Origin of the sequence: Exiguobacterium sp. s5 (genome assembly GCF_018618075.1) — a bacterium.
Classification (GTDB): Bacteria; Bacillota; Bacilli; order Exiguobacteriales; family Exiguobacteriaceae; genus Exiguobacterium; species Exiguobacterium mexicanum_A.
Window position 1 is genome coordinate 1 of sequence record NZ_JACSLK010000003.1, and the last position, 19,910, is coordinate 19,910.

19 protein-coding genes are annotated in these 19,910 nt (G+C 54.1%); all 19 read right to left on the reverse strand.

The genetic code is table 11. The annotated features are described in order from the left end of the window. Positions 1-19: 19 nt before the first annotated feature. Positions 20-1,201 carry a glycine C-acetyltransferase gene (locus KNP60_RS07310; RefSeq protein WP_214707601.1) on the reverse strand — a complete coding sequence of 394 codons (1,182 nt, stop codon included), beginning with the start codon at positions 1,199-1,201 and terminating at the stop codon, positions 20-22. A gap of 15 nt (positions 1,202-1,216) precedes the next feature. Continuing rightward, positions 1,217-2,293 (reverse strand): L-threonine 3-dehydrogenase, encoded by a 1,077-nt coding sequence (tdh, locus tag KNP60_RS07315; protein ID WP_138859327.1) that lies wholly within the window; start codon positions 2,291-2,293, stop codon positions 1,217-1,219. 169 nt (positions 2,294-2,462) lie between these two features. Next, positions 2,463-2,723 (reverse strand): stage V sporulation protein S, encoded by a 261-nt coding sequence (locus KNP60_RS07320; RefSeq protein ID WP_012726477.1) that lies wholly within the window; start codon positions 2,721-2,723, stop codon positions 2,463-2,465. 26 nt (positions 2,724-2,749) lie between these two features. Further along, positions 2,750-3,544 carry a TIGR00282 family metallophosphoesterase gene (locus KNP60_RS07325; protein ID WP_034777819.1) on the reverse strand — a complete coding sequence of 265 codons (795 nt, stop codon included), beginning with the start codon at positions 3,542-3,544 and terminating at the stop codon, positions 2,750-2,752. Positions 3,545-3,592: 48 nt separating this feature from the next. Beyond that, the gene (gene rny, locus KNP60_RS07330) at positions 3,593-5,155 is read right to left on the reverse strand and encodes a ribonuclease Y (RefSeq protein WP_029595337.1); all 1,563 of its coding nucleotides are present in this window, start codon (positions 5,153-5,155) and stop codon (positions 3,593-3,595) included. 187 nt (positions 5,156-5,342) lie between these two features. Beyond that, on the reverse strand, positions 5,343-6,392 hold the full coding sequence (gene recA / locus KNP60_RS07335) for a recombinase RecA (protein ID WP_021067612.1): 1,050 nt from the start codon (positions 6,390-6,392) through the stop codon (positions 5,343-5,345). Positions 6,393-6,468: 76 nt separating this feature from the next. Beyond that, complete coding sequence (locus KNP60_RS07340; RefSeq protein WP_214797214.1) at positions 6,469-7,695, reverse strand: competence/damage-inducible protein A; 1,227 nt, start codon at positions 7,693-7,695, stop codon at positions 6,469-6,471. Between the two features lie 69 nt (positions 7,696-7,764). Beyond that, the gene (gene pgsA, locus KNP60_RS07345; RefSeq protein WP_021067614.1) at positions 7,765-8,343 is read right to left on the reverse strand and encodes a CDP-diacylglycerol--glycerol-3-phosphate 3-phosphatidyltransferase; all 579 of its coding nucleotides are present in this window, start codon (positions 8,341-8,343) and stop codon (positions 7,765-7,767) included. Positions 8,344-8,374: 31 nt separating this feature from the next. Further along, entirely contained in the window at positions 8,375-9,247 is an 873-nt protein-coding gene (locus tag KNP60_RS07350; protein ID WP_034777825.1) for a helix-turn-helix domain-containing protein, read from the reverse strand. Between the two features lie 27 nt (positions 9,248-9,274). Then, the gene (locus KNP60_RS07355) at positions 9,275-10,051 is read right to left on the reverse strand and encodes a YmfK family protein (protein WP_034777827.1); all 777 of its coding nucleotides are present in this window, start codon (positions 10,049-10,051) and stop codon (positions 9,275-9,277) included. A 97-nt stretch (positions 10,052-10,148) separates the two neighbouring features. Continuing rightward, positions 10,149-10,844 carry an elongation factor P 5-aminopentanone reductase gene (gene ymfI, locus KNP60_RS07360; RefSeq protein ID WP_214797215.1) on the reverse strand — a complete coding sequence of 232 codons (696 nt, stop codon included), beginning with the start codon at positions 10,842-10,844 and terminating at the stop codon, positions 10,149-10,151. Then, positions 10,841-12,100: an EF-P 5-aminopentanol modification-associated protein YfmH gene (gene yfmH, locus KNP60_RS07365; RefSeq protein WP_214797216.1), complete on the reverse strand. Its 1,260-nt coding sequence runs from the start codon at positions 12,098-12,100 to the stop codon at positions 10,841-10,843. The genes ymfI and yfmH overlap by 4 nt, the downstream gene beginning before the upstream one ends. Continuing rightward, positions 12,097-13,335, reverse strand: a complete 1,239-nt coding sequence (gene yfmF / locus KNP60_RS07370; RefSeq protein ID WP_138859321.1) for an EF-P 5-aminopentanol modification-associated protein YfmF — start codon at positions 13,333-13,335, stop codon at positions 12,097-12,099. Before yfmF ends, yfmH begins: the two co-directional genes overlap by 4 nt. An 8-nt stretch (positions 13,336-13,343) precedes the next feature. Continuing rightward, on the reverse strand, positions 13,344-13,895 hold the full coding sequence (locus KNP60_RS07375) for a cob(I)yrinic acid a,c-diamide adenosyltransferase (protein WP_034777834.1): 552 nt from the start codon (positions 13,893-13,895) through the stop codon (positions 13,344-13,346). A 53-nt stretch (positions 13,896-13,948) separates the two neighbouring features. Next, positions 13,949-15,652, reverse strand: a complete 1,704-nt coding sequence (locus KNP60_RS07380) for a sensor histidine kinase (RefSeq protein WP_214753190.1) — start codon at positions 15,650-15,652, stop codon at positions 13,949-13,951. Continuing rightward, a complete protein-coding gene (locus KNP60_RS07385) occupies positions 15,652-16,368 on the reverse strand; it encodes a response regulator transcription factor (protein ID WP_214753188.1) in 717 nt (238 codons plus the stop codon). The genes KNP60_RS07380 and KNP60_RS07385 overlap by 1 nt, the downstream gene beginning before the upstream one ends. 158 nt (positions 16,369-16,526) lie before the next feature. Beyond that, complete coding sequence (gene ccsB, locus KNP60_RS07390; protein ID WP_029595329.1) at positions 16,527-17,711, reverse strand: c-type cytochrome biogenesis protein CcsB; 1,185 nt, start codon at positions 17,709-17,711, stop codon at positions 16,527-16,529. Beyond that, positions 17,711-19,258, reverse strand: coding sequence for a cytochrome c biogenesis protein ResB (gene resB / locus KNP60_RS07395; protein ID WP_029595328.1), 1,548 nt, complete (start codon positions 19,256-19,258; stop codon positions 17,711-17,713). The genes ccsB and resB overlap by 1 nt, the downstream gene beginning before the upstream one ends. Before the next feature lie 19 nt (positions 19,259-19,277). Next, on the reverse strand, positions 19,278-19,859 hold the full coding sequence (locus KNP60_RS07400; protein WP_029595327.1) for a redoxin domain-containing protein: 582 nt from the start codon (positions 19,857-19,859) through the stop codon (positions 19,278-19,280). Positions 19,860-19,910 lie beyond the last annotated feature (51 nt).

Consider the following 19,910-nt stretch of genomic DNA (forward strand, 5'->3'; position numbering starts at 1 on the left):
CTTCGTCTGCAGTTCAATCTTACGCGTGAAGCGTGACATTCAATTCTTCGGCGACCGCCTTGAAGGCAGCGAGCGCACGTTCGAGGTCGTCACGGGTATGTTCCGCCGTCACGATCGTCCGAATCCGGGCCTTACCTTTCTCGACCGTCGGGAAGGCGATGCTCTGTGCGAACACGCCGTGGTCTTTCAGCTTGTCCGAGAACGTGTGTGCGAGTGTCTCTTCACCGAGCATGACCGGCGTGATCGGTGTCGTCGCATGCCCGATATCGAAGCCGAGATCGCGAAGTCCTGTCTTAAAGAACTCGGTGTTCGCCCATAACTTATCGAACAGTTCCTCTTCTTCCTTCATGACACGAATCGCTTCACGGTTCGCCGCAACGACCGCTGGCGGGTGTGACGTCGAGAACAAGAACGGGCGTCCTTTTTGAATCAAGAAGTCACGCACGTCGTTCGAGCAGGCGACGTATCCGCCGAGGACGCCGATCGCTTTCGATAGCGTCCCGACTTGGAGCGCGACCCGTCCGTCGAGACCGAAGTGGTTGACCGTACCGCGACCATTCTTCCCGAGCACGCCCGAAGCGTGGGCGTCGTCGACCATGACCGCCGCGTCATACTTCTCGGCGAGCTCGACGATTTCCGGGAGAGGCGCGATATTGCCGTCCATCGAGAAGACGCCGTCCGTAACGATGAGACGTGTCCGGTAATCTTGAGTCTCTTTCAAGGCCGCTTCTAAGTCCTCGAGATCGACGTGTTTATAGATGCGGCGGGCCGCTTTCGTCAACCGGATGCCGTCGATGATCGAAGCGTGGTTGAGCGCGTCGCTGATGACGACGTCCTCTGGGCCGAGTAGCGCCGACAAGACGCCGAGGTTCGTCGCGAAGCCCGACTGGAACACGAGCGCCGCTTCCGTATGCTTGAACTCGGCGAGCTCGCGTTCGAACGCCTCATGCATCTCGAACGTCCCGGCGATCGTCCGCACCGACCCAGTGCCGGCACCGAACTGTTCGACCGCTTCGATTGCCGCTTGCTTCAAGCGCGGATGGTTGGCGAGACCGAGATAGTTGTTCGACGATAGCTGGACGAGCGACTTGCCACCGATCGTGACCTCGTTCCCTTGTGCTGATTCGAGCGGCACGAGCGAACGGAACGTGCCCGCTTGTTTCATTTCATTGACTGCTTCTGTAATATGTTCAAATGCCATATTGATTCCCCCTGTTTATGGTAATAAGACGACCTTTCCACATTTCCCGGCCCGCATGAGCTCGAAACCTTGCTCGAACTCCTCGAGCTTGAACACGTGCGTGATAATCGGTTCGACGTTCAGCTGACCCGTCGCGAGAAGCGTCGACACTTGGCCCCACGTCTCATACATCTTGCGTCCGGTGATGCCTTGGACACGTACCCCTTTAAAGACGACGTCACGCGTCAGGTCGATCGCGACCGGTTTTGCCGGGAGTGACAACACGTTGACATCGCCGCCGGCCGTGACCATCTTGAACGCCTGGTCGATGGCGACCGGATGCCCGCTCATCTCACAGACGACATCGATGCCGTCCCCCTCCGTCTGATCCATGATCAGCTCGAGCGGATTTTGCTCAAGGCTATTGATGACGACGTCCGCCCCCATGTCTTCGGCGAGCTTCAACCGATACGGGTTGACATCGATTGCATAGACCCGGCTCGCGCCCGCTGCTTTGGCGACACCGACGGCCATGAGCCCGATCGGTCCACAACCGACGATGGCGACCGACTTGGCCGACACGTCACTGGCGAGCACCGTATGGACAGCGTTACCGAGCGGTTCTTGAATCGAGGCGAGCTTCGACGGCATCGACTCGGGATTGACCCACAAGTTCTCTTCCGGCATGACGACGTACTCGGCGAAACAGCCTTGCGTGTCGACACCGATGATTTTCGTGTTCTTACAGATGTGATATTGCCCGCGCAAACATTGTTTGCATTGATGACAAACGATATGCGTCTCGGCCGATACGGTCTGTCCGATTTGGATGCGTTTCGTACCTTCCCCGAGCGCCACGACTTCCCCCGCGAACTCGTGACCGAACACGTATGGCGGTTTGACTCGGCTCTTCGCCCAGTCGTCCCACTCATAGATGTGGACATCGGTCCCGCAAATCGATGTCGCCTTCACTTTGATCAACACTTGCCCGGCTCCTGGTGTCGGGATTGGCACTTCGACCAACTTCGCCCCGAATCCGGCCGTATGTTTTTGAATCGCTTTCATCACAGGTGTCGTTGCTTCCTTCTCTGTCATAGACACGAGCTGTTCCATTGAAAACGTCCCCCTCTTCATCTCTTGATCGAACTTCACGTTCCCTTTCATCTTGTCATAAAATGACGAACCTGAGAAGATAGAACGTCATATTTTCAGACAAAAAAGAGAAGCCATCCGCGCCGATGGCTTCTCTTACAAGAATAGGACCTATGTCCCGACCGCAAGCTCATCGTGGTTCGATGATGAGCTTGATTGCCGTTCGTTCTTCTCCGTCAATCATAATATCGGTGAACGCAGGGATGCAAATCAAATCCAATCCGCTCGGCGCGACGAAACCACGCGCGATCGCGACCGCTTTAATGGATTGATTGAGCGCCCCGGCGCCGATTGCTTGAATCTCACACGTTCCTTTTTCACGAAGTACGCCAGCGAGTGCACCCGCCACGGAGTTAGGATTCGATTTTGCCGAAACTTTGAGTACGTCCATTCTTGTTTCCCCCTCGGGTAGGTTGTTCAATCAAACCAAACGGTCTGATCATCTAGGTGTATGCGTTCGATTTTTGTGGCTCGTTTCGATTGGTCATCGATAGTGATTAAAACTCCATTAAGTTGTTCCCGTCCCTCGGCAACTTCAAACCGGACCGGGAGTTGTGTCATGAATTTTCTCAAGACGACCTCGGCATCCATGCCGAGCACCCCATCGAGCGGTCCCGTCATCCCGACGTCGGTGATGTATGCCGTGCCGTTGTTCAATACGCGGTTGTCAGCGGTCTGGACGTGCGTATGGGTCCCGACGACGGCTTGAACGCGTCCATCGAGATGATAGCCCATCGCAATCTTCTCACTCGTCGCTTCAGCGTGCATATCGACGAAGATGGCATCGACCTCACCACGGATTTCTTCGACGAGGGCATCGACCGTGCGGAACGGACAGTCGAGCGATGGCAGGAACACCGTCCCCATCGCATTGATGACGGCGAGCTTCTTCCCACCTTGTTTCAACACCATCATGCCGACACCAGGTGTGCCTTCCGGATAGTTGGCCGGACGGACGATACGGTCGGCATCATCGATCCAGTCGAAGATGTCACGGTTGTCCCAAGTATGATTCCCCATCGTCACGCCATGGAACCCAAGCTCAAGGAACTGTTGGTAGATTTTTTTTGTGATACCGCGTCCGTTGGCTGCGTTTTCACCGTTGACGAGCATGAACGTCGGGCTATACTTGCTTTTCAAGCGTCCGATTTGGGCACTCAGGATGTCGCGACCCGGTTTTCCGACCACGTCGCCGATAAATAAGATTTTCATAGTTTTGTCCTCCTCCAATAGAAAAAGCGGAGAATGTCTCCGCTCTTGTTACTTCGCATAATCGACGGCACGCGTTTCGCGAATGACCGTCACTTTGATTTGGCCTGGATAATCAAGCTCATCTTCGATCCGTTTACAGATGTCGCGGGCCATCTTGTTCGCCACGACGTCGTCGACGACGTCTGGGCGGACGATGATCCGGACTTCACGTCCCGCTTGGATGGCATATGATTTCTCGACTCCTTCGAACGACTCACAAATCGCTTCGAGGCGCTCAAGGCGTCGGATATAGCTTTCGAGCGTCTCTTGACGGGCTCCTGGACGCGCCGCTGACAAGGCGTCAGCCGCTGCGACGAGAACCGCGATCGTCGAGGTCGCTTCGACGTCCCCGTGGTGCGAGGCGATCGAGTTGATGACGACCGGATGCTCTTTGTACTTCGTGGCGAGCTCGACACCGATCTCGACGTGGCTGCCTTCGACTTCATGGTCGATGGCTTTCCCGATATCGTGGAGGAGACCCGCTCGTTTGGCGAGCGTGACGTCTTCCCCGAGCTCGGCGGCCATCATGCCGGCGAGATGGGCCACTTCGACCGAGTGAGCGAGCACGTTTTGACCGTAACTCGTCCGGTAACGCATTCGACCGAGCGTCTTGACGAGGTCCGGGTGGACACCGTGGATGCCGGCTGAGAATGTCGCTTCTTCTCCGTATTCACGGATGCGCTCATCGACTTCTCGACGCGACTTCTCGACCATCTCTTCGATGCGGGCCGGGTGAATCCGACCGTCTTGAACGAGTTTCTCGAGCGTCATCTTGGCGATTTCACGACGGACCGGGTCGAATCCAGACAGGATGACCGCTTCCGGCGTGTCATCGATGATGAGGTCGATGCCGGTGAGCGTCTCGAGCGTGCGGATGTTACGTCCTTCACGTCCGATGATGCGTCCTTTCATCTCATCACTCGGCAAGTTGACGACTGATACGGTCGTCTCGGCGACGTGTTCGGCCGCGTAACGTTGCATCGTGAGAGACAAGAGGTGTTTCGCTTTTTTATCAGCTTCTAATTTTGCTTTTTGCTCGATTTCTTTTTGAAGGAGAGCAGCATCGTGAAGCGCTTCCTGCTTCGCTTCGTCCATGATGATGGTCCGTGCTTCTTCTTTCGACAAGGCTGCCACGCGTACTAGTTCTTGGCGTGCCTCCTCATATAATTCCTCCACTTTGCTCTCGAGCGTTTCCGCTTCACGCTTCCGTTTCGCGAGTGCAGCCTCACGTTCATCCAAGGCGTCTTCTTTCCGTTCAAGCATGTCTGCTTTCCGGTCGAGAAGCTCTTCCTTTTGGACGAAACGATTTTCTTTCACTTTCTGCTCTTCACGTCGTTCGCGCAATTCTTGTTCGGTTTCATTGCGAAGTTGAATCATCTCTTCTTTTACTTCAAGCCGTGCTTCTTTTTGCATCGCTTCCGATTGTTGGCGCGCTTGCTCCACAATCTTGGTCGCTTCCGTCTCGGCACCTTGAATCTTCGCTTCGGCGATCGATTTACGCACAAAAAAACCTGCAACAAAAGCTATCGGCAAAAGGAGGATCAGAATAAGCTCTAATAGCCATTCCATCATGTTCACCTCCCTTTCGCAAGGTTATTTTATTTTTTCATGAATGAAAACGCGAGCGAGCCCGCGTATAGCTTTATTGTACTTATTTACCTGTTAGAATGCAATGCACGGACAGGATAGAACTACCAATTCATCAAAAAAATTATACTAAAAAAATCTCGCCTGAACCGTGTCAGGCGAGAAACGTTGCTTATTCTTCGTCTAGAAGCGAGAGGACGTCATCGTTGTCAGCTTCGACTGTGACCGTCTTTTCACCGTTGAGACCGTAGTGGTCGCGGATTCGTTCTTCGACCGATGCGGCCACCGACGGGTTCTCTTTCATATACTGCTTCGCGTTCTCACGGCCTTGACCGAGACGCTCTTCGTTGTACGAGTACCACGCGCCGCTCTTTTGAACGATATCGAGGTCGGCCCCGATGTCGATGAGCTCTCCTTCACGCGAGATGCCTTCGCCGTACATGATATCGACTTCCGCCGTCTTGAACGGAGGCGCAATCTTGTTTTTGACGACTTTGATTTTCGTCCGGTTCCCGACCATGTCTTGGCCTTGTTTGAGCGTTTCAGCACGACGGACTTCGAGACGGACCGACGAGTAGAACTTGAGGGCACGACCACCAGGTGTCGTTTCCGGGTTACCGAACATGATTCCGATTTTCTCACGGATTTGGTTGATGAAGATGACGATCGTCTTCGACTTGTTCGTCGCACCAGACAATTTACGGAGCGCTTGGCTCATGAGACGGGCTTGAAGACCGACGTGTGAGTCTCCCATCTCCCCTTCAATCTCGGCTTTCGGAACGAGTGCCGCAACCGAGTCGACGACGAGGATATCGACCGCACCAGAGCGGACGAGGGCTTCCGCGATCTCAAGGGCTTGTTCCCCTGTATCCGGTTGTGACAAGAGCAACTCATCGATGTTGACGCCAAGGTTTTGGGCGTATTTCGGGTCGAGCGCGTGCTCGGCGTCGACGAAGGCTGCTTGCCCGCCGCGCTTTTGAACTTCAGCGATGGCATGAAGCGCCACCGTCGTCTTACCTGACGATTCAGGTCCGTACACTTCGATGACACGACCACGTGGGTAGCCACCGGCACCGAGGGCGATGTCAAGGGCGATTGAGCCTGATGGGGTAACGGAAACTTGCTGATCTGTATTTTCACCAAGGCGCATGATTGAGCCTTTACCGAATTGTTTCTCAATTTGGCGTAATGCCATTTCTAACGCTTGTTTACGATCACTCATAGATTAATGAGCCTCCTTTGATTGATACTTTCATTATAAGCGAACCGAGAACGATACACAAGTTTTTTGCGAACGTTTATTCGCCTTTTTTCATTTGTTGAAGGAGCGCCCATATTCCGTCTTTTGTCGCTCGGGCTTGAATGACGTGCCGCTCTTGATGTGGATAGTTGCGTTCAATCACGTCAATCCCGGCCGGTGACCGGATACCGATAAACACTTTGCCGACCGGTTGACCCGAACTTGACGTGGGTCCGGCTTCTCCAGTGAACGCCAGTCCATAATCCGTCTCGGTCTGACGAATCAAACCGAGGATCATTTCAAAGGCGACTTCTGTTGAGACGACCGAGTGTGACTCAATTGTATCAAGGGACACCCCTAAAAACCTATTTTTTAGCTCGTCCGAATACGTGACGACTCCACCTTTGAACACCGAGGATGCCCCCGGCACGGCCGTGAGCATTGCTTGGGCCTGACCGCCGGTGAGCGACTCGGCAATCGACAGTGTGGCATTGCGCGCTTGCAACTCTCGAATCAAATGGGTAGCGAGCGTCTCCTCATCGGAACCAAAGTAATACCGGCCGACCCGATTTAAAATGTCCCGTTTGACCCGGTCGACCATTTGCCGCGCCTCGGATTCCGTTTCGGCCCGAGCACTGATTCGAAGCCGTGACTCGCCCGACTCGGCATATGGGGCGACCGTCGGATTGGCACTGGTCGTTAAATCGACGACCGCCTCATCTAACGCGGACTCGCCGATTTCATAAAACCGAAGCGACTCGGAATGAATCGTCGCACCCGTGAACTTGTTCGGGAACGTAGACTCGACAATCGCTTTCATTTCCCACGGTACGCCAGGCAGTAAGAGCCATGTCGTCTCCCCTTCAATCCACATGCCGGGCGCAAGACCGACCGGGTTGTCAAGTACTTCGGACCCGGATAAGACGTCGGCCTGACGAGCGTCTCCTTCATTCATCGTCCGTCCGCGCGAGGCGACAAAACGACGAATCGTCTCGAGCGAGGCCTCGTCGCGGACGAGTGGACGGTCGAGCACGTCGGCAAGCATCGTCTTCGTGATATCATCGGCCGTCGGGCCAAGTCCGCCAGTGACGATAACGAGTTCGCTCCGGGCTTTCGCTTCTTCGAGCGTTGCTTTCAGGCGCTCCCGGTTATCCCCGACGACTACATGATACAGGACGGACAGTCCGTATTTCGACAGCTGTTCTGACAAGTAACGGGCGTTCGTGTTGGTAATTTCCCCTAAGAGCAGTTCAGAGCCTACCGCAATGATTTCGGTCCGTTTCATCCGAATTCCTCCCCCCAAATAAAAAAACGAGCTGTTCGGCCAAGCTGAACAACTCGTCTGTGCCGACGGTTACATCGACTTTACAATGATCTTGTAATTTTGTGCAAAATATTCGGCCCCTGAGTAAATCGTCAAGACGAGCGCGAGCCACATCGCCCATTCACCGAACGGAATGCCGACATAGCTGAAAATCGGGTTGCCGAACAGTAGGAAGATGATGGCAAAGAGTTGGACCCATGTCTTCGCTTTGCCCGACTTTCCGGCCGCGACGACGATGCCTTCATCGGCAGCCACGAGACGCAGCCCCGTCACCGCGAATTCACGCGAGAGGATGACGACGACGACCCAAGCCGCGACGAGGTCCATCTCGACGAGCAGGACGAGTGCCGCCGTGACGAGTAGTTTGTCAGCGAGCGGATCCATGAACTTCCCGAAGTTGGTGACCAAGTTGTGCTTGCGGGCGAGATGTCCGTCAAGCCAGTCAGTGATAGCGGCAATCGTAAAGATGACCGCGGCGATGAATTGATGGAGCGGTACGTCCGCCCCGAGGAAAGCGATGTCTCCCCAATCAAAATCTACGGCGAGTAAGACGACGAACACGGGGATGAGCAACACCCGTAACATCGTCAAACGGTTAGGTAGGTTCATCGAGAACTCCTCCTCTAGAAGGAGAGTCAACTTATTCTGCGTCGACTCTCTTTACAAATATATTTTGTGTGACCGGCGAGTCGGCTAATTCAAGCTCCCGGCCATTGACAACAATTTTCTCGACCCCACCGATCAAGCCGATTCGGATGCGAAGCGTATCCGTCTCCGCGTCCTCGATGACAATCGGGTTTTGTTTCGATTGGTTCGGATATTCCGGAGCGAGGAACGGTCCTTCGAGTGATGTGTCTCGGACGCCGACATACGTCGCCGGCGATTCTTTCACATGGATCTCCGTCGTCAACTTATCGGCTGTCGCAATCTCGTACGTGAGATCAGCTCCGCTCGTCGACGCGACCGCAATCGGCCCCGTCTCTTCAGCAGGCTCTTCTTCGACCGGCTCTTCCTCGACCGGTTCTTCTTCAACCGGTTCCTCTTTCGGGACATCCTTATTTTGGTCAATCGTCACACCCGAGTTCGACGGCTCGGCCGGTGACGCGTTTTGATCACCAAAATCAAGGTTTCGGACGACGTAATAGACGGCCGTCATCAAGAGGAAGGCGACGAGCACGAGCATGACTTTCGGTACCCAACGCGACACACGGCTCGACGTTTCCGAGGCTTTCGAGTAGGTTTGTTTTCGCGACAATTGAACGGTCGGCTGCGGCTCGATTTTCGGCAAGTCTTTCGCATACGTCTCGTACAGTTCATCGACATCAAGCCCTAACGATTCCGCGTACGTTTTGATGAACGCCCGTGCATAGAACGAGCCAGGGAGATTTTTGTAATCACCTTCCTCGATCGCGATGATATAGCGTTTTTGAATCTTCGTCGTCTGCTGGATTTGGTCGAGCGTCAAACCGCTCGCCTCACGCCTTTGTTTCAAAAAAGTCCCTAGTTCTGTCACAGGGGTCCACACCTTCCATTCAAGTAGTTATTCAAACCATTCTGCCTCACGATGTGTCTCTTGAGGAATAATGATCTCCTCATCTTGTGAGTTCCGTAGTTCGATGATGTAATCAAAGTCCTCGAACACACAGTCGGTGTTGCGCACATAAAGATCTGGGTGCTCGATGACTTTGACAGACGGAAGTCGCATGACTTCGCGAATCAATTGCCGATGGCGTTCATCCATCGTCCGCGTCGAGACGGCACCGTCGATGATGTAGACGTGGTCTCCTTCGCGTTCTTCCTCGAACAGCGAAGTCCGCACCGTCTGCTTCATGAGCGTCGAGGACAGGAATAGCCAGCGCTTGTTCGCACAGACGCTCGCTGCCACAATCGACTCGGTCTTTCCGACACGCGGGTTGCCGCGCACGCCGATCAACAAATGCCGCTCTTCTTTCATCAGTTCGGCGACGAAATCGACGAGGACACCCAGGTCCTCACGCACGAAACGAAACGTCTTCTTGTCATCGTTATCGTGCTCGATGTAACGTCCGTGTCGAATTGCGATCCGGTCCCGGAGTTTCGGGCGCCGGAGCTTGATGACGACGATGGCTTCCATCTTGCGCAAAATATGTTCCAGACGATGGACGTGATCGGCCGCCGGTGCCTTTAACAGCATGCCGCGGCGCTGTAGATCGACGCCGTTGATCGTCACGATTGAGATTTGAAGCATCCCCATCAGTGAGGCGATATCCCCGAGGATACCGGGTCGATTTTGGCAAAGTTCATATTCGAGATACCATTCTTCGAACTTATGATCCATCTCGTCCACCCTTTCTGATGTGTGCTCGCTACCTTGTTCATTCTAAATTATTTTAGAAGAATTGAAAAGAACTCGTTTCAACCGAGCCAACAAAGTTTCACACCCAACCGCCGTCGATCCGAAGCACGGTGCCGGTCATGTATGCGGCTGCCGGCGAGCAGAGGAAGCGGATTGTCTCCGCTACTTCTCCTGGGCCTCCTAACCGGCCGAGCGGAATCTCATCCCGAACGTCTTGTTTCGTCTCTTCTACCGTATCATTCATCGGGGTGTCAATCCACCCCGGCGTGACCGCGTTGATGCGGACGTGAAACGGTCCGGCCTCACGTGCGAACGCCTTGACGAATCCAAGCTGGGCGGCCTTGACCGTTGAATAGAGGACTTCTCCGGCCGCACCGACCTCGCCCCAGACACTCGAGACGACGACGATGTCGAGCGGGCGGTCATACGGTTTCTGCCCGACGACGTGCTGGACGAGACGGACCATCGAGCGGACATGGATGCGATACAGCCGGTCGAGCTCGAAGAGTGACTGATCGACGAGCAGACCGTAGGCATGATTACCGGCGACATGGATGATGCGGTCGACCGGTCCGAGCGTCTCGAGCCAAGCTTCGAGTCCGGCTTCATCGTCGAGATCACACGTGACGACGTCGGCCGTCAACTGTTCGTGTGAAGCGAACGCACGAAGCGACTCCGTTTGCGAATGCGCCTGCAAAATGAGTGCATCGTCTCGAAACGCTAGCGCGACGGCACGGCCAATCGCTCCGCTCGCTCCCGTGATGAGCGTCGTCACGGTTTCTTGACGACACAGACCGTCCGATGATCGGCTTGGAACAGACGGTCGTACGCCGCATACAGGTCGTCAAGCGTGATCGCATCGAGCAAGTCGGGGATGTCGAACATGTTGCCGTCGCTGAGCGCGTAGCGTGAGAACTGGTTGGCGATAAACTCTGGTGAATTGAGCGCCTTCAAAAACTGTCCTTTCATCATGCGCTTCTTGCGATCGAGTGTCTCGCCGCCGAGTTCGAGCGGACGCTCGAGAGCGGACGTGATCCGGTCGACGAACGTCTCGACGTGTGGCGTCTCCATTGACAGGACGGCGAAGGCGAACGTCTCTTCTGACGTATAGTCGAACGAGAACGCGTCATCAATCAATCCTTCGGCGTACAGTTCCGCATAGAGCGGTGCCGTCGTGTCGAACAAGGCGTGCATGAGGAGCTCGACGATGAGCTCTTGCTTCATGCCCTCTTTGCCGGGGCGTGGCGTATCTTTATAGCCGATCATCACTTTCGGGACCGAGACGTCCATCTCGATGACCCGTTCCGTCATATGGACCTTCTCGGGCTCCTCGACCACCTCACGCGCCGTCAATAGCGGCGCATCAAACGTCTTCGCCGCCTGATTGGCGGTAATCTCGGCAAGGACAGCGTCAGGGTCGATATTGCCGACGACGAACAGCACCATATTGCTCGGATGGTAAAACGCCTCGTGACAGCGATATAAATCGTCGGCCGTGATGGCGCTAATCGATTCGATCGTGCCGGCGATATCGATTTTGACCGGATGTTCGGCATACATCGCCTCAATCAAACCGAAGTAGAGGCGCCAGCCCGGATTGTCCTGATACATTTGAATCTCTTGGCCGATGATCCCTTTCTCTTTCTCGACCGAGGCCTCCGTGAAGTACGGCGCTTGGACAAAGTCGATCAACGTCTTCAAGTTCTCACTGACGTTCGACGTCGCACCGAACAAGTATGCCGTCCGGGTGAACGACGTGAACGCGTTCGCCGACGCGCCGAGGCGTCCGAACTGTTGGAACACGTCGCCGTCTTCTTTCTCGAACATCTTATGCTCAAGGAAATGGGCGATCCCGTCCGGCACGTCGACCCAATCTTCCGTTTTAAAGCGACGGTCGATCGAACCATATTTCGTCGTGAACGTGGCATACGTCTTCTCATAACCGGTCTTCTTCAATAAATAGACCGTCAATCCGTTCTCGAGGACGGTGTGATGGAGCGTTTCTCCGACGTTTGGAAAATCGAGTTTCATACAGTTCCCCCCTTTAAACAATAGACAGCCTGTAAATCCAGGCCCTTGGCGAGCGCGGCCACATCATCCCGCGAGGTCCGCTCGATGATGGCCATCTCTTCCTCGAGCGAGAACGGACGGATGTCCGAGCCGCTCATCCAAGCGATCAATTGGCGCGGGTTATCCCCGAGTTGACGACGTTGATGGTACAGCATCGCTTTCGTCTGTTCGAGTGTCTCGTCCTCGAACGTCCCGGCCTGGAGGTCGGCGAGTTGGTCGGCGATGATCGCCTCGGTCTTCGCCTGGTTCGAGGCATCGATCCCGGCATAGACGAATAACATCCGGCTGAGTGAGCTGTACTGCGAGGCGGCATAGTAGGCCAAACTCTCTTTCTCCCGGACGTTCATGAACAGTTTCGAGTGCGGGAAGCCGCCGAACAGTCCATTGACGACTTGCATCCGGACAGCGTCTTCACTGCGCGGGTCGACGTCGACTTGATAGGCGAGGTGCAATTTGCTCTGATTGATCGTTTGATGTTCCTCGAGACGCTGAAACTCACGGTCGACCGGCTGTGGATACTCACGGACGAGTCGTTCCCCGAGCCCTTCGAGCGGCGCGAACGCGGCAGTCACTTGCTCACGACTCACGTCGCCGACGACGTAGACGTCGACACGATCGTGACGGATCATCGAGGTATAGGCATCAAAGAGCGTCTTAGGCGTCACGTGCTCCAACTGTTCGAGTGTACCGAGCGACTGGATGGCGAGTTCGCCGCCGAGCAGTTCTTGAAGACGTTGCTGGGCGAAGCGCATCTTGTCATCGTATACCGATTCGATGCGCTGACGCTGGAGACGGGCCTCCTGTTCGACGATGAGCGGTTGGAACGCCCCGTCATAGGCGTTCGGACGTAGGAGTACTTCTTCGAGCAGCTTGATCGCCTCACTGAGCACCGGTTCGCCGACGAGCGCATCGCTCACGACTTCGAGCTGGAACTGGATGACATGTTCTTTGCCGACTTTCGACGCTCCGGCGTAAAGGCTCGCGTCATATAATTGTTCGAGCGGCGTATGAAACAATTCGATCGACGGATAGGCTTCTGTCGCTTTCTCCATCACATACGGCAGTAAAGCCCGGTCGGCAATCGTCTCAGCCGACAGTGGGGCCGCAAATGAGACGAGGCATGTCGTCGTTTTAAATTTTTGGGTCGGGTAGACCGAATAATGCAGTCGTTGTTGGAATTGTTCGATTCCTTTCATAAGTTGATCTACTCCTTTTTCTTTTTCGTTTTGAACACGTCCGCACCGCGGGCGTATTCTTGATCGGGAACTCCGGCCACGACATTGGCGTAACGGGCCGCGGTGAACAAATAGTCGCTCAGCCGGTTATAGTACGGGAGCTGACGAGCGGCGGCGTCGACGTTGACGAGCTCTCGTTCGACACGGCGACAGACGGTACGTGCCACGTGCAGGCTCGCCGCACCGACACTGCCACCCGGCAAGATGAAGCGGACGAGCTCCGGACATTTCGGTTCAAGTTCGTCAATCCACGTCTCGAGCTCGGTGACGATTGTCAAATCGACTTGTTGTGGCGGCGTCTCAGTATACATGAGCTCGGAACCGAGATCGAATAGATCATGTTGAATCTTCGTCAGCTGGGACCGGAGCGTCTCGTCTGTCTGATGGGCGAGCGCGAGACCGATCTGACTGTTCAATTCATCTAACAGCCCCATCGCCTGGATGTGCGGATGAATCTTTAAGACACGTCCGCCGATGAGTGATGTTTCCCCTTTGTCCCCGCCTCGTGTGTACAGTTTCATGTCATTTCCTCCTTGATGCCACAAATGGTGACCCATAGGAGTCACCATTGTCGTTATGCGTGCGGTTGTGTGTACGGAAGATGAATCGTGAACGTTGTCCCTTCCCCGTGCGTGCTCGAGACGTCGACCGTGCCTTGATGGGCATCGATGACGTTTTTGACGATGGCGAGACCGATGCCGGTACCCGTCTTGCCGCCGCTCGTCCGCGCTTTATCCGCTTTGTAGAACCGTTCGAACACGAACGGCAAATCTTCTTTCGGGATGCCGCTGCCCGTATCCGACAAACGGATCACGAAGCCGGCCTCCTCTTCACTCGCCTCGAGCCGGATTGATCCCGACTCGGTATGGGCGATGGCATTGCCGATCAAGTTCGTGAACACTTGTTCCAATCGGTCCCCGTCCGCCTCGATGGCATGACGCGGGGCCTCCGTTGACAGCGTGATGCCTTTTTCGTTCGCCATTTGGTTGAATTTGCGCATGACGCGCGGAAGAAATTCACCGAGGTCGAACGTCGTGAACTGCATCGTCTCTTTGCCTGACTCGATTCGTGCCAGGTCGAGCAAATCGTTGACGAGACGGGCCAATCGAAGCGATTCATCGTAGATGATGGAAGCGAACTCTTTCGTCGCGTCATCACTTTCGGTCATGCCGTCGATAATCGCCTCGGAATACCCTTGAAGCGTCACGAGCGGTGTCCGTAGCTCGTGGCTGACGTTGGCAACAAAATCGGTTCGCATCTTGTCAAGACGATGGCTCTCGGTCGTGTCACGGATGACGACGACCGCGCCTTCAAAATCATCCTCGCCGAGAAGCGGTGTCACCGTCAACGTATAATAATGTTCGTCTTGTTTCACTTCGATCGTCTTCTCCGGTGCCCCGGCAACGACGTCCTCATAGAGAGACAGGACGACTTCATGCGGCTGTTCGTCGATGAGGAGCGGTTGGGCTTGCGGGTTCGTGACAATGACGTTCGCATGACGATCGAGCGTGATGACCCCATCGGCCATCGACCGTAAAATCGAGGCGAGTTGGAGCCGTTCTCGATCGAGCGCATTCACGTATGTCGACAGTTGGCTACTCATCGCATTGAACGACCCGGCCAACTCCCCGATCTCATCGTTCGACTTCTGGACGAGACGGAGGTCGAATTGCCCTTCTCCCGTCTTATTGACCGCGTCACGCATCTCGCGGAGCGGTGCCGTGATCCGGGTCGATAAAAAGAAGGCAAATACGGTCGTGACGATGATCGCCGACGCGACCGTCCAAAAGATGATCGTCCGAGCCCCTTCGTTCGCACTCGAGATCGCGTCGAGCGGTTCGATCAAATAGAGCGTATATTCGCCTGTCTCGAGTGAGAATGTCGTCCGATACGCGAGTGCCGCCTGATCGTCAAATGACGAAAAGTTTCCAATCGCCGTCTCCCCGACCGCCTGATACGTTTCCCAATCCTGACGGCCGAGCTCCGTCATGAGACCGTCGACTTCCGTTCCAAAGTTCGAACGGACCGTCCCGTTCTCTAATATATAGTTCGCACCGTACACTTCAATGATTTGGTCGACCGTCCGTGACGCGTCCCCTTCTTGAAGCAACACCGACTGGACCTGCCCGCCGAGCTTGGCCAAGTGGCCGCGTTCCTGGTCGATATGGAACGAGTTGAAAAACTCGAGCATCAACACAGAGACGATGAACAAGATGAGACTGACCAATACGAGAATCGTCAACCATAGTTTTGTGACGATGCTATTCCGGCGAATCATCACTCACTGATGACTTCGAACTTGTACCCGACACCCCATACCGTCGTGATCATTTGCGCGGCTTCTGGAGAGACACGGTTCAACTTCTCCCGGAGTCGTTTCACGTGTGTGTCGACCGTTCGAAGGTCTCCAAAGAATTCATAGTTCCAAACTTCTTTCAAGAGCTGCTCTCGTGAAAACACTTTGTCGACTTGTTTGGCCAAGAAGAACAAGAGCTCATACTCTTTCGGCGTGAGCGCGATTTCTTCTCCGTCGACCGTGACGCGGTGCGCATCGTTGTCGATCGTCAAATGCGCGAAGACGATCAAGTCTTTTGATTTTTCGGCCGTACGCAAATATTTCGTCGAGCCCGAGCGGCGAAGGAGTGCCTTGACGCGCAAGACGACCTCACGCGGACTGAACGGTTTGACGATATAATCGTCCGCTCCGACTTCGAAACCTTGGACACGATCGACTTCTTCGCCTTTCGCCGTCAGCATGATGACCGGTGTCGCCTTCGATTTCCGAAGCTCGGTACATACTTCGACCCCGTCCATTTTCGGCATCATCAAATCAAGCAGGATGACATCAAAATTGTGCTCAAGGGCGAGCTGAAGCGCCTCTTCCCCGTTCGTCGCTTCGACGATCACATATTGTTCCCGTTCCAAATACATTTTTAATAGGCGGCGAATTCTTTCCTCGTCGTCGACCACTAAAATTTTAGTTTTATTAGCCATCCACTAAACCTCCTAAAGAACCATTACAAGATGTAGCGAATGTTGCACAATTGTGAACATTTCGCTCTCTTTCATAACTATACCACTCTATTATTTGGCTTCACAACGGTCAGTTGACAGCGGCGTAAAAAAAGAAGCCACCGAAGTGACTTCTTTTTTTACGCATATGAGTGCAAACCTGCGATGACGAGGTTGACGAACACCAAGTTGAACATGATGACGGCGAAGCCGCCGACACATAACCAAGCGGCTTTTGTTCCCGTCCAACCACGTTGGATGCGCATATGCAAATAGTAGATATAGATGAGCATCGTGATGAGCGCCCACACTTCTTTCGGGTCCCAGCCCCAGAAACGGTTCCAGGCGATTTGTGCCCAAATCATCGCGAAGATGAGTCCACCGAGGATGAACACCGGCAAGCCGATGGCGATCGACCGGTAACTGATCTCGTCGGCGAGATCGAGATCGACTTTTTTCGCGAGCGGTTGAAGCGCCTCGGCAATCCGTTTTCGCAAGATGACGAAACGAAGCAGTACATAAATCACGACGCCGGCGATGACCGACCAAATGAGCGTGTTCAACTTCAATGTATTGATGAACGTCGGTAACTCAAGTGACAGTCCGCCCGAACCAGAGAGAAGCTGAGCCCCTTCCGGCACGAACAACATCGGCATGAAGTATTCATACGACTCTTGTGTCCCGCGGTCGTTCGTGAACTCGACCACGCCACCGGCACCGATCGCCTTGAAGAGCATCGAGACGAGAATGAAGCCGAGCGTGCACATGAGGACGAACATCGTAATCTCAAGCCACGTTCGTGACTTCGACTGTTCCCGCATCGACGTCTCATTCAATAAGAAAATGAGACCTGAGGCGAAGCTGATGGCGAGAATTCCTTGGCCGAGCGCGGCCGTCGTGACGTGAATTTTCAACCAGACACTGTTCAAGGCCGGGATAAGCGGTGCCACTTCGCTCGAGAACATCGAAGCGAAAGCGATGACGAGAAGCGCCACCGGCATGGCGAACAAGCCAAGCACGTCATTTTTATAAATCCCGTACACGACGAGGAACCCGAACACCATCATCATGCCGAAGAACGTCGTGTATTCGTACAGGTTCGATACCGGTGCATAACCGACCCCGACCCAACGTAAAATAAAATATGTCATTTGAGCGATGAAGCCGATGACGGCCAAAATGAACGCATATTTGCCGTAGGCGATACGGTTGACGTTTCGGCCTTTGCGCATCCCGCTGACCGCGATCGTGAATAACACGGTCGCGACAGCGTAAAGGATGAACGCGATAAAGAGCAAACGACTGCTCCACTGAATCCACTCCATTATGATTCCCCTCTTTCATTGGTTGAGTTGTCGTCCGTCTTTTTTTCAAACCGTGCCTGATCTTCCCAGATCGGCAGGCCATTTTTCTCTAGGAGCGGTGTGATTTCGCGATTGAGCGAGGACGGGTTCTTGTTGGTGAAACCAGCGACGAGCACGTCCGTCTCATTGTGTCGGCGAATCCAGATACGACGGTGCGGCCAATACATCCCCATGACAATTCCAATCATGAAGATGACTCCACCGACAATCAAAATCGGATACGTCGAGTCACTCTTGACGCGTAGACCACTCGTACTTGCCATCTCCGTACCAGCGAACTGGAACACATAGCGATTATCTTCATCGGCCACGTTTAAACGAATTCCAATCAAATTCGATTCCGTCGTGCCGTCTGGTGTGTCAATCGCCATGAAGAAGGCCGGGTTGAGTGCCCGTGGCGATTTCGTGTTCGGTTGGCCGTCCTTGACCTCAAAGTCAGGATACAGGTCGTTCAGTTTGACCGTGACGTCTCCGAGGTCATACGTCGTCTCCGGGTTCGTCAAATCGACCGTGAACGGTCCATACACATCACCTGTCTCTTTATCGGCAACGTTAAAGGACATCGACAAGAATTCCAGGCGACTCGAATACTGTTCTTGATACACTTCGTACTTTTCAAACTTGAACGGGTGGTTCACTTTCGTCGAACCGGTATCGACTTCCTCGAGTTGCGGCGATCCGTCCTCGTTCGTCCCGGTCTTCTTGAACAGCGTCAATTCCGTCTCATAGTTTTTCGGGACTGCGCCCGCTTTCTCGATCGCCTTGGCAAATTTCGCATCTTCCGCGTTATTTTCCGGATCATACATCTCTAAGATGAACTGATCGTTGCGAAGATAATATTCATCATCCGTCGCTTCGAGCGGAACCGTATCGCCTTCGCGCACCCATTCGAGCGTATCCGTATGGAATGCCGGGAAAACGCGAAGCATCGCCCCGATGAAGAAGATGACGAGCCCAATGTGATTGACGTATGGACCCCAGCGACCGAATCGATATTTCTCGGCGAGTAAGGCATCCCCATCACGCTTCACTTGATAACGCTTGGCTTTTAAAGCCTCTCCGAACGCATCGATTTGCTCGTCCGTCCCTTTTCCCTCACCAATCAAACGTTGTCCGCGCATGAAGCGATCGGTACGTCGGACCGGTTGAAATTTCAACGCTTTATACAGCGGGAAAAATCGATCAATCGATACAACGATGAGCGATAACGTCAGCATCACGATCAACGTGATGTACCACCACGATGTATAGAGGTTGTGGAATCCTAGCGTGTAGTAAATCGTACCCGGTGTCCCGTACTCGTCCGTGTAATACTGGTTCGCCGGCAACTGTTGCGGAATATACATCTCTTGCGGGAAAATCGTTCCGATCGCCGACCCGACGATGATAAGCCCGATGAGCCATAGACCGACCTTGACCGATGCAAAAAAGCTCCACACCCGGTCAATCCATGACCGTGGACGACGCTTCGATCGTAAATCGGCGCCGTCGTATTTCATATCTAGCATTTGTGCGCCCCCCGTTCGCTTACAATGACTTCTCGGCCAACTCCATCAGTTTCTCTTTCGTGAGTTCACCTTCGTACTTTTCAATCACTTTGCCGTCGGCATCGATGACGAACGTGACCGGCAAGTTATAAATCCCGTACGCCTTCTCGACTTCGCTGCGCGTGTCCATCAAAATCGGATAGTCGAGCTTGACGCCGAGGCCGTTCACGAAATTATCGACCCGAAGCGGTGTCTCGCCGACGTTGACCGCCCAAAAATCGACGCCCATGTCTTGGAGTGCGGCATAGTTATCCTGGACGACCGGCATCTCTTTCTCACACGGTTCACAGAATGTGCCCCAGAAGTTCAAGAGCAACCCTTTACCGTCGTATGTGTCACGCTCGACCATCGTCGTCCCGTCAAGACTGACGAGCTTGAAGTTCGGCGCATCGTCACCGGCCTCGATACGTCCGTCGTTGCCGGCTTGTTCAAACAATTGCATGATAACGACCGCTCCTGCGAACAGGACCATCGTCATAATCATGAGCCGCCAAAATGACCGTTTTTTCTTATGGGCCATCGCCTGGTTCATGCGATCACCCGACTTTGTTTCTTTCGTCATGAGTTCACACCATCCTTTAGTTGTTATTGTACTGAAAAAACACCAAAAACG

Excerpts from the sequence above, each read along its gene's own strand:
- KNP60_RS07310 (WP_214707601.1), bottom strand. The coding sequence starts at position 1,201 with ATGGCATTTGAACATATTACAGAAGCAGTCAATGAAATGAAACAAGCG.
- tdh (WP_138859327.1), bottom strand. The coding sequence starts at position 2,293 with ATGGAACAGCTCGTGTCTATGACAGAGAAGGAAGCAACGACACCTGTG.
- KNP60_RS07320 (WP_012726477.1), bottom strand. The coding sequence starts at position 2,723 with ATGGACGTACTCAAAGTTTCGGCAAAATCGAATCCTAACTCCGTGGCG.
- KNP60_RS07325 (WP_034777819.1), bottom strand. The coding sequence starts at position 3,544 with ATGAAAATCTTATTTATCGGCGACGTGGTCGGAAAACCGGGTCGCGAC.
- rny (WP_029595337.1), bottom strand. The coding sequence starts at position 5,155 with ATGATGGAATGGCTATTAGAGCTTATTCTGATCCTCCTTTTGCCGATA.
- recA (WP_021067612.1), bottom strand. The coding sequence starts at position 6,392 with ATGAGTGATCGTAAACAAGCGTTAGAAATGGCATTACGCCAAATTGAG.
- KNP60_RS07340 (WP_214797214.1), bottom strand. The coding sequence starts at position 7,695 with ATGAAACGGACCGAAATCATTGCGGTAGGCTCTGAACTGCTCTTAGGG.
- pgsA (WP_021067614.1), bottom strand. The coding sequence starts at position 8,343 with ATGAACCTACCTAACCGTTTGACGATGTTACGGGTGTTGCTCATCCCC.
- KNP60_RS07355 (WP_034777827.1), bottom strand. The coding sequence starts at position 10,051 with ATGGATCATAAGTTCGAAGAATGGTATCTCGAATATGAACTTTGCCAA.
- yfmH (WP_214797216.1), bottom strand. The coding sequence starts at position 12,100 with ATGAAACTCGATTTTCCAAACGTCGGAGAAACGCTCCATCACACCGTC.
- yfmF (WP_138859321.1), bottom strand. The coding sequence starts at position 13,335 with ATGAAAGGAATCGAACAATTCCAACAACGACTGCATTATTCGGTCTAC.
- KNP60_RS07375 (WP_034777834.1), bottom strand. The coding sequence starts at position 13,895 with ATGAAACTGTACACACGAGGCGGGGACAAAGGGGAAACATCACTCATC.
- KNP60_RS07380 (WP_214753190.1), bottom strand. The coding sequence starts at position 15,652 with ATGATTCGCCGGAATAGCATCGTCACAAAACTATGGTTGACGATTCTC.
- KNP60_RS07385 (WP_214753188.1), bottom strand. The coding sequence starts at position 16,368 with ATGGCTAATAAAACTAAAATTTTAGTGGTCGACGACGAGGAAAGAATT.
- ccsB (WP_029595329.1), bottom strand. The coding sequence starts at position 17,711 with ATGGAGTGGATTCAGTGGAGCAGTCGTTTGCTCTTTATCGCGTTCATC.
- resB (WP_029595328.1), bottom strand. The coding sequence starts at position 19,258 with ATGCTAGATATGAAATACGACGGCGCCGATTTACGATCGAAGCGTCGT.
- KNP60_RS07400 (WP_029595327.1), bottom strand. The coding sequence starts at position 19,859 with ATGACGAAAGAAACAAAGTCGGGTGATCGCATGAACCAGGCGATGGCC.